Origin of the sequence: Desulfosarcina sp. (assembly GCF_041551955.1) — a bacterium.
GTDB lineage: Bacteria > Desulfobacterota > Desulfobacteria > Desulfobacterales > Desulfosarcinaceae > Desulfosarcina.
In genome coordinates this window covers 1-12422 of sequence record NZ_JBFELV010000119.1, presented here as the reverse complement: position 1 = coordinate 12422, position 12422 = coordinate 1, and the positions used below count along the sequence as shown (strand labels likewise).

Sequence of the window (12422 nt, the reverse complement as noted above, 5' to 3'; positions counted from 1 at the left end):
TGGTGTGCATCAATAAGTTCGATCTGAACCCGGACAACAGCGCCACCATCGAACGAATGGCCCGTGAGGGGGGCTTGCCGGTGGTCGGTCGGGTCCCCTTCGATCAGGCGTTTACCCGGGCCATGGTGCAGGGCAAGACGCTGCTGGAATTCGACGGCGCCGGGGCGGCGGGTGCTGACCTGCGGCAGGTGTGGGAAAATATCATGCATACACCGGCCATGACGGCCAAATAATTGACAGTACCTTATAAAAAAAGAAAAGGAGCAGACCGAATCATGGAAAAAGGAAGAATCGCCATCCCTTCGATGCAAGAAGGAGGTCTTGACGGCAAACGGGCGGGACATTTTGGCCATTGTGACACGTTTACCCTGGTGGACGTGAAAGACGGAACCATCGAAAAGATTTCCACCATCGCCAACCAGGAACACGTTCAGGGCGGCTGCATGGTGCCGGTGAACCTGCTGGCACAAAATCAGGTCAATGCCCTGATCGTAGGCGGCATCGGCATGCGCCCGCTCATGGGATTCCGTCAGGCAGGCATCGATGTATACCACGACGATCAGCGGCAGGATATCCGTCCGGTGGTGGAAGATTTGATTGCCGGGCGCCTGACCATGATTGCCGATGATCAGGTTTGTGGGGGGGGCGGACATTAAGCTTCAGAGGGAGGAAAATCGATGAAAATTGCCGTTACATCCACGGGAAAGGATTTAGAGTCGCCCATGGATCCCCGTTTTGGCCGGGCAGCCTATATCCTGATTGTCGACGCTGACACGTTGGATGTCGAGGTGCTGGACAATACCGAGAACGTCAACGCTTTCAAAGGTGCCGGTATTCAGGCCGCCACCATGATCTGTGACAAAAAAGCCGAGGTGCTGCTCACCGGGTATTGCGGTCCCAATGCATTCAAAGCCCTTGATGCCGCGCGGGTAAAGGTCGGCGGTGACGTGAGCGGTACGGTTCGTGAAGCGGTTGAAGCGTTTGCAGACGGGAAAGTCAAATTGGTTTCCAAACCCAATGCCGAGGGGCATTGGTAGTTCCCGCCGCCGCAATAATCCTCCGGCGGCGCGGGTCGCATCGGTATGACATAGACTCGTGCCGCCGGTAAATAAGCGGTTATCGATTGGGGTAAGCGGCGGCCGCCATCTTTTGGAGCGTTTCGATGCCGGCAATGCACACCGTGAACCGCTCAAGTGAATGCGGCCGAGTCTTCATGACGACCCATGGCCCATGCGGAGCGAGATGTGATTTCATGCTGCACATCCATGATTGACCGCTGCGGCATGCATGCCGCAGCGGGTTGGCCCCTATTAAATACCCAAGAACACACCAACGTTTCTTTTGCAGAACGCGCCGTCGCACCGGCCACCAATCCGAGGTAATTTCCCCCACCCCCACTTTCCAATACCGAAAGACAATCATTTGACGGCAGCGCTTCTTTGGACTATTTTAAGTGCTCTAGGCCAAAGGAGAGGTGCTCTTATGGGTGTCCTTAGAAAAACCCTACCAACAACCCAAAGCCAGTCGGTGATCGAGGGTGCCGGCGTTCACCTCAAGCGGGCATTCGGTCACAACGAGGCGCCCGGGTTCGATCCGTTTTTACTGCTGGACGATTTTCGTTCTTCGCGCCCCGATCACTACCTCAAGGGTTTTCCCTGGCATCCTCACCGAGGCATGGAGACCATCACCTACATGCTTGACGGTTCGATGACGCACGGTGACAGTATGGGCAACGCGGGAACCATCGGCCCGGGGGACGTGCAGTGGATGACTGCCGGCAGCGGCATCGTTCATCAGGAAATGCCCCAGGGGGATGTCACGGGAAAAATGGGGGGATTTCAACTCTGGGCCAACCTTCCAGCCTCTCACAAGATGATGGCACCGCGCTATCAGGAGATTTCGTCCCGTCAGATTCCCGAGGTCTTTTTGGATGGCGGGGTCCGCGTCAAGGTGGTGTGCGGCCGGGTGGGCGATGTGAACGGTCCGGTAAGCGATATCGTCATCGATCCCCAGTACCTGGACGTGTCCATGCCGGCGCACGCCCGTTTCAGCCATTCCGTCACTCCGGGGTACACGGTCTTTGCTTATGTTGTGGCGGGTGGAGGCGCTTTTTCCGAGACCGTTGACGATCCCGTTCTGGAAAACGGCGCCCTCGTGGCCTTTGAAGACGGCGACCGGGTCGCCGCGGCCACTGCCGACGAGGGTTTCCGGTTTCTGCTGATCTCCGGCAAACCTATCGGGGAGCCGGTGGCCTGGCAGGGGCCCATCGTCATGAACACCCGGGCGGAGCTGGACCTGGCGTTTCGGGAATATCGGGACGGGTCGTTTATCAGGCATGCGGCGGGGAGTCCGCCATGACCGACGCATCCGAACGAAGCAATGATGTCCGGGTGGAAACCTGGTGCGAACTGTGCGAGCGCCTCTACGACAACTCCTGGCAGGACTCGCTGTTGCGGTACCGCTCCAACTATGCCTTTCGGGGGCTTTCAGACACGGCCTATGACCTGAAGACCAGTTTCACGCGGCGATGCGGCGTTCACTCGCACTTGGAGTACCACCTGCTGCGCAATTTCAGCAAATATGCCGAGATGCCCTGGACCGGCGAAAACGCCTCGAACTGGCGTTGGCTGACCGTGGCCCAGCACCACGGGCTGCCCACCCGGCTGCTGGACTGGACCTATTCCCCGTTTGTGGCGGCTCATTTCGCTACCGCGGACACGGACCACTTCGACTGCGACGGCGCCATCTGGTTTGCCGATTACGTCAAGATCAACAAGATGCTGCCCCGCCCCCTGTCCGACGAACTGGTCAACGTCGGGGCCAATGCCTTCACCCTGGAGATGCTTGAACACGCGTTGGGCGACATCAAGGGCTTCGACGCCTTAGGTGAGGAGTTGGTGCTGTTTTTCGAACCGCCGTCCATCGATGCCCGAATTGTCAACCAATTCGCTTTTTTCTCGGTCATGTCCAGCCCAACCGCACAGCTGGATCTGTGGCTGGAGAAACATCCGGATATTTGCGGCCGGATCATTATCCCCCGGGAACTCAAGTGGGAGATCCGTGACAAGCTCGACCAGGCCAACATTACCGAACGCACCCTGTTTCCGGGACTGGACGGCCTGGCATTGTGGCTCAAGCGGCAGTATACCCCCCGGACCTAACGGTAATTAAACGTATACCCAAAGGAGAAATGTGCGATGACATCCGAAACATTCAACGCCCTTGTCGTGGAAGCCGGTAAAGACAAAACCTTTGTCAGACAGATTAAAAAGAGAATCGTCGACGATCTGCCCAACGGGGATGTGCTCATCCATGTGAACTACTCATCCCTGAATTACAAGGACGCGCTGTCGGCCATCGGTAATAAAGGGGTCACACGCAACTACCCCCACACGCCGGGCATCGACGCGGCAGGCACGGTTGTCGACAGCCGTGTCGATGCGTTCAAAAAGGGGGACAAGGTGCTGGTGACCGGCTACGACCTGGGCATGAACACCTCGGGCGGATTCGGCCAATACGTGCGGGTGCCGGCAGGCTGGGTGGTGCCGCTGCCCGAAGGCCTCACCCTCAAAGAGAGCATGATCTTCGGCACGGCCGGTTTCACCGCCGGCATGGGTATTCTTTTTCTCACCGAGCAGGTCAAACCCGAAGACGGCCCGGTGCTGGTCACCGGCGCCACCGGTGGGGTGGGCAGTGTCTCCGTGGCCGTACTGGCCCAACTGGGGTATACCGTGGCGGCCGTCACCGGCAAAACGGCCGAGGCGGCATTTCTCAAGGGCATCGGCGCCTCGCAGATCGTTGCCCGGACCGATGCCGCCGACACCAGCGGCCGGCCGCTGCTCAAGGCCCAGTGGGCCGGTGTGCTGGACACGGTGGGCGGGGAGATCCTGGCCACGGCCATCAAGTCCACGCATCCCTGGGGCACCGTCACCTGTTGCGGCAACGTGGCCTCACCGGACCTGCCGCTGACCGTCTTTCCCTTCATCTTGCGCGGTGTCCGGTTGATCGGCATCGACTCGCAGAACTGCCCCATGGACATCCGGCTCAAGGTGTGGCAGCACCTGGCCGGTGACTGGAAGGTCGAGGGCCTCCACGATTTGTGCACGGAGACCGGCCTGAACGGACTGAACGAAAACATCGACCTGATCCTCAAAGGCATGCAAAAGGGCCGGGTAGTGGTCAACCTGGGTGAATGAAATGCCTGCGCTGACTTTTTCAATCCAGCCAGACACCATCGACGGCGGTTCGGCGGTTGACCTTGGAAAAGATCTATCAAGACCTTATTTTTAAAGGTATAATCAAGGATATCCGTTTGACAATCTACTGATATCGTTGTTTAATGAAGCAGATCACCGATTCATCCGGCAGCCGACATATCTTACCGTCGTTCGCTTTTAGCGGCGTCTGCCTTTCAATTGCCGGACAGTCCGTTATCACCAATCCACAACGAACGGTTGCAGGCGTCTTCACCCCCACAGGAAAAAGGAGGCTCCCATGAGTGTCAAAGTTCTAATCACCCGTACGGTTCCCGGAGACAAGGGCAGGCAAATGCTTCAGCTGTTCAGGGAGATGCGTTCGCTGGCCACGGCCCAGCCCGGCTACATCTCCGGCGAAACCATGAAAAGCAACGACCGCCCCGACGTGTTCCTGGTCATCAGCACCTGGGAATCTGCATCGGACTGGGAAAAATGGCTGTTGAGCAAGGAGAGACAGGCGATCCAGGAGAAGATGGATGCGCTGCTCGGCGGCAAGACCCACTACGAGATGTTTCACTATGGCTTGCGGGGATGATTGGCGTCTCCGATGATCAGGTGTCCTTATCGCCCGCCGGTGATTTTTCCGTGGTGACCACGTCAATTTCGCCGTGAAGCGTGCGATGCACCGGGCAGCGACCGGCAATTTCCATCAGTCGCTGCCGCTGATCCGTCTCGAGGGGCCCGGTCATATCGATTATTCGTTCGATACGATCGATCGTGCCTGTGCGGGTCTCGCAGTCGCGGCACGCCGCCGCATCGACTTTGCGGTGCACCAGTGAAACCGTGACGGCTTCCAATGGCCAGGCTTTGCGGTCCGCATACATGCGCAGGGTAATGGCTGTGCAGGCACCAAGGCCCGCCGTCAACAGATCGTATGGCGCCGGTCCGGTATCCGTTCCCCCCACATCGGCCGGCTCATCGGCAACCAAGCGATGGCCTCCGGCCGTGATTTCGGTCCGGTAGCGAGACCTGCCGATGCGGGTGACCACGTGGTGCTCACCCGCCGGGGGCCGGTTGGATGTCCTCTCCCGAGCATCGATATACCTGGCGGCCCATTCGGCAATGACACTGCCCGCATACTCGGCATCCGCCGGCTGACCCAGCATGTGATCGGCGGTGTCCAGCGAGATGAAGCTCTTGGGGTGCCTTGCCGTCTTGTAGATCTGTGCTGCGTTGTTGATGCCCACCACCTCATCCACCGGCGAGTGAAGGACCAGAAGAGCCCTATTGAGCTTCGGCAGCACCTCTATCATCTCCGCAGTATCCAGATCCTCCAGAAACTGGCGCTTGATTCGAAACGGCCGACCGGCCAGTGTCACCGATGCCTCACCGCTTTTTTCGATTGCTTCACGGGCGTCTCCCAGCAGGTGCTGAACATGCGCCGGGTCGAACGGGGATCCGATGGTAGCCACCGCCTTTACACCGGGGAGATGGCCGGCCGCCTTGAGGCAGGCCGTGCCGCCGAAGGAGTGACCGATGAGAATTTTTGGTGCTGCGTAATGCGCATTCAGATATCCGGCGGCGCTAATCAGGTCGGCCACGTTGCTGGAGAACGTCGTATCTGAAAAGTCGCCTTCACTGTCACCCAGGCCGGTAAAGTCGAAACGGAGAACGGCAATTCCCTTGCGTGACAAGGCATGGCTGACGGCCGCCACGGCCTTGGTGTGTTTGCTGCAGGTAAAGCAGTGGGCAAAGATTGCATAGGCGTCCGGCACTGCTCCCAGCGGCAGATCCAGCCTTCCGGAAAGCATCTCGCCGTGGGCATTCTTAAAACTGAGCGTCTTGAAGTTCATTTCTTCTCCAATCTGGTGGGTTCAGGGGGGGGCGCCAATTTAAAATGGGAAAAATCCATTGCAAGCGTCAAATCTTAGGAAAATAACAAAACACAAAAAACCAATCCCAAATAAAATCCAAAATACAGTATCCAAATCTCAAAATAGGGTCAATGCTAACCGCTGGTGGTCTTTTTGATTCCACCAATATTGAAGATTGGTGTGTTCTTTTTTCATTACCATAGGGTTTGAAATTTTGAATTTGATAATTGCGATTTAGTTGTCATTTGGATTTTTGGCGATTGTTTTTTGTTAGCCTGCAGAAGAAACAAGGATTTCAGGATTATTATGCTATTTGTTTTGGATCCATCGGGTCACTTCGTCGACTTGCGTCATTTCAAAAAAATCCATGCGAATGCCACTGAAGAGACTGAAAATTCCCACCCAGGTGTCCTTCCAGAACCGGTCGCACACGACGGCCACCTTGTCGATGGCGTGATCGTAAATCCGCAGGAATCGCAGGTCATCGTAGAAATCTTCGGCACTGTTGAATGATGGATAGTGCCGCATCACCAGCACCAGGCGAACCCGGCCCAGTTCGGCCACCGCCTGGTCCATATCCCGGCAGATTGCCTTGAAACGGGCCGCGCTGATCTCCGACCGGACGTCGAGGGTTAGTAGGTTTCCCGCACCGGTAAACGCTGAAAGCTGCATGTCGAGACTCCCATGTTTCGTTTTTATCCCATTATAATCACCATTCACGGTGTTGAAACATCTATCTCCGTTTTCTGTCCGATGGCGGGTAGCCGGCGGTGACAGGGAACCCGATGCTTGCGAATCCTGAAAAAACGTTTACAATAGTCGTTTTACAGTCAGTGGGCATTCAGAAGCGATTTAACCCCAGCAAAGGAATCCATTTGATGCCGGATAGCAAAGAAGGCTTTTCGAACCCCGTGGAACTTCATTTCACACGCACCAACGGCCCGGTGGATGATGCCATCGACCGGCTGATGGCGCAGGTGGGCGATGTTGCCCACCCGGATATTGTACGTGAAATCATCCTGGCCGGCCTGAAGGCCGGGCAAGAAAACGGCGGTCGCGCCGATCTGAAGCTGATGAACTCATCCATGAAGGAGATGCGTTTCACCGCCAAGGTCTTCAGTCCCTATCGTAAGGTGCGCAAGGTGACGGTGTTCGGCTCGGCCAGGACCCGACCCGATTCACCCTTGTATCAAATGGCAACGGATCTGGGGAAGAACCTGGCCGAAGCGGGATTCATGGTGATCACCGGCGGCGGACCCGGGATCATGCAGGCCACTAATGAAGGGGCCGGCCCGGAACACTCCTTCGGCGTCAATATACGGCTGCCCTTCGAACAGAAACCCAACCCTGTGTTGGTGGGCAATCCCCGCCACATCACCTACAAATACTTTTTCAACCGTAAAGTGGCCTTCCTGAAAGAAGCCGACGCGGTGGTCCTGTTCCCCGGCGGGTTTGGCACCCTGGACGAGGCCATGGAGTCCATCACCCTGCTGCAGACCGGCAAACTCTATCCGCTGCCCTTGTTTTGCATTGACGAACCATCCGGAACCTATTGGGAGCATCTGTTCAGTTTCCTTGACAACGAACTTTCCGGCCACGGGTACATCTCACATGACGACTTCGGCCTGATTGAACGAGTGACCCGTCCTGTGGATGCTGTGGCCCGGATCCGTCATTTCTACTCGCGATATCACAGCCTGCGTTACGTAGACGACCAGTTGGTTATCCGCATGTCCGCGCCGTTGAATCAGAAGGATGTGGACGCGCTTAAAAAAGTCTTTGCGGGCATTTTAGTCCACCGGGGGGATATGCGTCTGTCCGGCCCCCTCGACGATGAAATCAACGAGCCGGAACTGGCCCACCTTCCCCGCTTGGTGGTGGATTTCAACAAGCGGGATTTCGGGCGGTTGCGGCAGTTGGTGGATGCTATCAACGATTGTTGAGACGGCGTGCCGGGTTAACCGAGGATTTTTGTTCCATGTGTTCACGGACCGATGTATACTGATGGCCGAGGCCCGGACCGGTCAAAATTATCGCAAGAGGAGCAATTCAGGCATGTTCGAAAACACCCAGTGGAAAACAATGCGGATAGTCCTCGTGGCGGGCTTGTTTCTGGCCGGCTGCGCGTCTGTCAAGGTGGACCGAATGGACGTTGAGGAAGCGGTGGATCTGAGCGGCCGCTGGAACGACACGGATTCCCGACTGGTGTCCGAAGAGATGATCGGCGACGTCCTTTCCCGACCATGGATCGACCGCTACCGGGCCGGCACGGGCAAGGACCCGGTGGTGATCGTGGGGTCGGTGCGCAACCGCAGTGACGAACACATCAACACCCAGACGTTTGTCAAGGATCTGGAACGCGCCTTGATCAATGCAGGCGAAGTGGAATTTGTCGCCAACAGCGCTCAGCGCGGAGAGGTCCGTGAGGAAAGAAAGGACCAGGCGGCCAACGCCTCCGAATCCACGGCCAAAGCCGAGGGCGAAGAACTCGGTGCCGATTTCATGCTTCAGGGGTCCATCAACACCATCTCCGACCGGGTCGAAGGCAAGGAGGTCAAGTATTACCAAGTCAACTTGGAATTGATCGACATCCAGAGCCAGCGCAAGGCGTGGATCGGCGAGAAAAAAATCAAGAAGCTGGTCAAACGCAGCCGTTTCGGTTTTTGATTCGGAGATCATCTGTGCAGGTCCGCATGCTCTATCTGCTGCCCATCATCATGATCTGTCTGATCGCCTCCGGCTGCACGGGCGGCAATGTTTTTTCCCGGCTGGATCAGAATCTGGCAAGTGGTGACTGCCCGGCGGCCATCGCCCTGGTCGACGAGAGCGGTGGTGCATACGGCAGCAACCAGCGGCTGATCTATCTTCTGGATGCGGCCATGGTACATATGCAGTGCGGAAACCTCGATGCGGCCCAATCGAACTTTCGCAGTGCCGAGGACCTTGCCGAGCGATTGTGGACTGAGAGTATATCCCGTAATGCGCTGTCCTTGGTCACCAACGACAGCGTTCTGGCATACGCCGGCGAGGATTTCGAACGGGTGATGATTCACCTGATGTCCGCCATCGGCTACCTGCAGGCCGGCCAGCCTGAAGACGCCCTGGTGGAAGCCCGGCGGTTGGACACGCTGCTGGCGGTTTTCAACGATAAATACGAGAAGAAGAATGTTTACCGGGCGGACGCGTTTGCCCGCTACCTGAGCGGCATCCTCCACGAAGCGGACGGCGCCTGGGACGACGCCTTCATCGATTACCGCCGGGCCGTTGAGGTCTACCGGGAGGACTATCGCTCATACGGCACGGCCCTGCCGGACATGCTGCTGGCTGACCTGGTGCGGGCGGCATCGGCCGCTGATCGTATGGCGGATATCCAGGGCCTGGTTTCCGCCGACCCCATCGACCCGCCGCGCCGGTTCGACGGAACACCGGACACGGGCAGCGTGGTGTTTATCACATTTACCGGCTATGCGCCCCGGAAGGTTCAGGACATGGTGGTGATCCCGACCCGCCATGGCCCTGTCGGCGTGGCCTTTCCTCGAATGGTGGTCACGCCGCCCCGCTGCAGTCAGGGTCGCCTGAATCTATATGGCGGTGACCACTTTTTTGAGTCGGATCTGGTTCTGGTGGAAGACATCAATCGTATCGCCGTCAAGAATCTCGAGGACCGCAAAGGACGAATCCTGGCCAAGGCCATCGCCAGAGCCGTGGCCAAACAGGTGGCTATACACAATATCGCCCGATCCAGCGACAGCCGCAACGATCAGCGCACCATCGAGGCCATTCTAAACCTGGTCAATATTCTGGTGGTGGAACGGGCGGACACGCGCAGTTGGCGGACCCTGCCCGGCCGGATTTATATGACCCGGATGCATGTTCCCGCCGGTGTGTACGCGGTTGAGCTTCAGGCCTGCGGCGGAATCTGGGCCGATTTCGAGACCCTGTCGGTGGAACCGGGAACCACGCGATACCTGTTCCGCGACCTTCGCTACCCGGTTTCGGCAGGCATTGAGACTATAAAATAGCGGCGCAGTGGTGACCGCGGCCGCCCATGGAGAAAACCGATGAAACGACTGCATTGGATGGTCCTCACCCTGGTTGTGCTCATGGCCGCCGCTTGTGCGGGGTCGAAACCTGCCGAGGAAATGCCGGCTGCCGACCGATTTCCCCCCGACCGGTTCCTGACTGCCGAGGCCACCGGGGCCACGGAAGGGGAGGCCAAACGGGCGGCCATGGCCGAGTTGGCCGCTATCTTCGAGTCCCAGGTCTATGCCCGGACCGTCCAGCAGGCCACCTCGTGGATCGGGGAGGGCTTGCCGGAACAGTTTGACCGTCAGGTGGAACAGACCGTTCGCATTCATACCGACGTTCAGTTGGAAGGCGCCCGCATCGGCCGGGTCGAACCGGATGATGCCGCCGGCGGGTTCCGAGCTCTTGCCGTGCTGGACCGCCGGCAGGCGGTGGGCCGGTGGCAGCGGGAGTTGGCAGAGACCCATATGGCCATTGACGGTCAGGTGGAAGCCCTCGCCGGGGTCAAGGGACGACTATCTCGGCTGGCGGCCCTGAACCGCATCACGGCACTGATGGTCCGCCAGGCGGCCATCGAAAGCCGGCTCTCCGTTCTGGGGCGCCCGGTGACGCCCGGCCTGGACGATCGCTCCGACATTATCGTCCAGCGCGAACGGATGGCCCGCGACGTCTCCTTGTATGTTCAATTGGACGGCAATCCGGCGCCGCCTTTCACCCGGCGGCTCAATGCCCTGCTCTCCGGTGATGGCTATACGCTGACCCCATACCGGGATGAGGCCGCCGGTCTGATCACCGGTACCATCCGTGTACAGCCCCTGGACCTGGGCAATCCGGATGTACGATTCATCCGAGCCATGGCCGACGTTCAACTGGTGGACATGGACACCGACGTGCAGATTGCCACATTCGATGAAAGCGTGAGAAAAGGCCACGTGAATGAAGGCGAAGCGGCCCGCCGGGCCGTGGAGGGCGTGGCGGAACAGGTCGCGCACCAGCTTGTGCGTACCTTGAGTACGTTAGGTCTCGCACAAAAATAATTTCAGATTTTTCGGGCCGTTGCATTCCGCCTGGCGGTGTTGCGAAACATTCGGAATATAATCAATATTCCTCAGGTTCTCGCGCCTTGCCAGACGGGCGCTTCAGCACTAACCAACGGCGAAATTATGTTTGTGCAAACCCTTGGTTGTGGCGGCCGAATGACCACCGGTTCAACAGTGGTGACAACCGAAATCAAACCTAATTTGCAGGAGGCATCATGAAACGAACACTGATCGTCCTGACCATGCTATCCCTGGTCCTGATGCTGGTTCTGGCTGGCTGCGGCAAGAAGGTGAAAAAGATCGACAACGAACGCTTCGAAAAAGAGTACGAGTATGCCCCGGATTGGGTGTTGGCCCAATACGGCGACGAACAATTTTCGGCGGTGGGATCGGCCCGCATCGGCAAGGGCGGCATCCAGTTTGCCCGCACCGAGGCGCTGGCCAACGCCCGCAGCGAACTGGCCCGGCAAGTGTCAGTCAAGGTCCGCGGACTGGTGAACACTTTTGCTCAGCAGACGGGCATCGGCGACGACCAGACCATGGATGCCTTTTCCAAGCAGGTGTCCAAACTGGTCACCGATGAGACGTTGTCCGGTTCCCGGGAAAAGGACACATGGATTTCTCCCAGTGAAGATATCTATGTGCTGGCTGTTCTGGAAACCGTGGCGGTTAAGGAGAGCGTCCGCCGACAGGTGATTTCCGGTTATCAGCAGGACAGCGCCAAATGGCAGGAATTTAAAGCAAAAAATGGCAACGAGGAGTTGGACGAGGAGATTCTAAAGGCTTTCGGTGAGGGAAAGTAGACCCGCCCCATGCCAGGTGGCAGACGGGTTCTGAACCCTCGCCATCGCACAGCCATACTTTCCTTGGACGCTAAAATATTGAAATCGCATCCGGGGACCACCTTGACCGGGATGCATTCGTCCGGGCGGCCGAAGGCTGCGGGCCGGCCTATTCCCAGATTCATTGCATGAAACGCCGCCTGTAATTTCATACCGCCTTTGGCGGCGTGGGTAAGATATTGAGCCACCTGCACTGGCTCAGGCGCCGTTGGATTCGAAACCCAAGTTTGGTATGCATGCGGATGGAGGCGTGCCAGTTGCTGTACATGCCCGCAATCATATGGCTGCCACCCCGATCGCGAACAGCCGCCATCAGGGACCCCAGCAGGATCGAACCGATGCCGCGTCCGGAAAATTGCGGATGGACGAAGATATAAACCAGATAGGACCATCCGGCAGGCAGCTTCAGGGTATACCAGAGCGCGAGCCTGAAATCGGAGAAGG

Annotated in this window: 15 protein-coding genes and 1 pseudogene; 12 read left to right on the top strand and 4 right to left on the bottom strand. The window is 57.9% G+C overall.

The features are described from left to right. The 3 genes and pseudogenes from ABYV26_RS11130 to ABYV26_RS11120 all read left to right on the top strand — a co-directional run. Positions 1-233 (top strand): annotated as a pseudogene (locus ABYV26_RS11130) ((4Fe-4S)-binding protein); the annotation flags it as partial. 42 nt (positions 234-275) lie between these two features. Next, a complete protein-coding gene (locus ABYV26_RS11125; RefSeq protein WP_372680985.1) occupies positions 276-656 on the top strand; it encodes a NifB/NifX family molybdenum-iron cluster-binding protein in 381 nt (126 codons plus the stop codon). 21 nt (positions 657-677) lie between these two features. Continuing rightward, positions 678-1037, top strand: a complete 360-nt coding sequence (locus ABYV26_RS11120) for a NifB/NifX family molybdenum-iron cluster-binding protein (RefSeq protein ID WP_372680983.1) — start codon at positions 678-680, stop codon at positions 1035-1037. 79 nt (positions 1038-1116) lie between these two features. Here the strand turns inward: ABYV26_RS11120 and ABYV26_RS11115 are convergent, their stop codons facing one another. Next, complete coding sequence (locus tag ABYV26_RS11115) at positions 1117-1254, bottom strand: hypothetical protein (protein ID WP_372680981.1); 138 nt, start codon at positions 1252-1254, stop codon at positions 1117-1119. A gap of 228 nt (positions 1255-1482) precedes the next feature. Between ABYV26_RS11115 and ABYV26_RS11110 the strand changes: the two genes are divergently transcribed. The 4 genes from ABYV26_RS11110 (at position 1483) to ABYV26_RS11095 (ending at position 4791) form a co-directional block, all read left to right on the top strand. After that, positions 1483-2358 (top strand): pirin family protein, encoded by an 876-nt coding sequence (locus ABYV26_RS11110; protein WP_372680979.1) that lies wholly within the window; start codon positions 1483-1485, stop codon positions 2356-2358. Next, complete coding sequence (locus ABYV26_RS11105) at positions 2355-3161, top strand: FRG domain-containing protein (protein ID WP_372680978.1); 807 nt, start codon at positions 2355-2357, stop codon at positions 3159-3161. The genes ABYV26_RS11110 and ABYV26_RS11105 overlap by 4 nt, the downstream gene beginning before the upstream one ends. Positions 3162-3197: 36 nt before the next feature. Then, positions 3198-4196, top strand: coding sequence for a YhdH/YhfP family quinone oxidoreductase (locus ABYV26_RS11100; RefSeq protein ID WP_372680976.1), 999 nt, complete (start codon positions 3198-3200; stop codon positions 4194-4196). 298 nt (positions 4197-4494) lie between these two features. After that, a complete protein-coding gene (locus tag ABYV26_RS11095; RefSeq protein ID WP_372680974.1) occupies positions 4495-4791 on the top strand; it encodes an antibiotic biosynthesis monooxygenase in 297 nt (98 codons plus the stop codon). Positions 4792-4807: 16 nt separating this feature from the next. Here ABYV26_RS11095 and ABYV26_RS11090 read toward each other — a convergent pair whose 3' ends face one another. Beyond that, complete coding sequence (locus tag ABYV26_RS11090) at positions 4808-6049, bottom strand: alpha/beta fold hydrolase (RefSeq protein ID WP_372680973.1); 1242 nt, start codon at positions 6047-6049, stop codon at positions 4808-4810. A gap of 330 nt (positions 6050-6379) precedes the next feature. Beyond that, positions 6380-6742, bottom strand: coding sequence for an STAS/SEC14 domain-containing protein (locus ABYV26_RS11085; RefSeq protein ID WP_372680971.1), 363 nt, complete (start codon positions 6740-6742; stop codon positions 6380-6382). A 206-nt stretch (positions 6743-6948) separates the two neighbouring features. Between ABYV26_RS11085 and ABYV26_RS11080 the strand changes: the two genes are divergently transcribed. The 5 genes from ABYV26_RS11080 to ABYV26_RS11060 all read left to right on the top strand — a co-directional run bounded on the left by ABYV26_RS11080 (position 6949) and on the right by ABYV26_RS11060 (position 11939). Then, the gene (locus ABYV26_RS11080) at positions 6949-8013 is read left to right on the top strand and encodes a TIGR00730 family Rossman fold protein (RefSeq protein ID WP_372680969.1); all 1065 of its coding nucleotides are present in this window, start codon (positions 6949-6951) and stop codon (positions 8011-8013) included. Between the two features lie 112 nt (positions 8014-8125). After that, positions 8126-8737, top strand: coding sequence for a penicillin-binding protein activator LpoB (locus tag ABYV26_RS11075; RefSeq protein ID WP_372680967.1), 612 nt, complete (start codon positions 8126-8128; stop codon positions 8735-8737). A gap of 14 nt (positions 8738-8751) precedes the next feature. Further along, positions 8752-10092 (top strand): COG3014 family protein, encoded by a 1341-nt coding sequence (locus tag ABYV26_RS11070; protein WP_372680965.1) that lies wholly within the window; start codon positions 8752-8754, stop codon positions 10090-10092. A 39-nt stretch (positions 10093-10131) separates the two neighbouring features. Further along, a complete protein-coding gene (locus ABYV26_RS11065) occupies positions 10132-11133 on the top strand; it encodes a hypothetical protein (RefSeq protein ID WP_372680963.1) in 1002 nt (333 codons plus the stop codon). A 218-nt stretch (positions 11134-11351) separates the two neighbouring features. Then, positions 11352-11939: an LPP20 family lipoprotein gene (locus ABYV26_RS11060; RefSeq protein WP_372680961.1), complete on the top strand. Its 588-nt coding sequence runs from the start codon at positions 11352-11354 to the stop codon at positions 11937-11939. A 187-nt stretch (positions 11940-12126) separates the two neighbouring features. Here ABYV26_RS11060 and ABYV26_RS11055 read toward each other — a convergent pair. After that, positions 12127-12422, bottom strand: a 296-nt coding sequence (locus tag ABYV26_RS11055; RefSeq protein WP_372680959.1) for an N-acetyltransferase family protein, incomplete at its 5' end; no start/stop codon positions are given.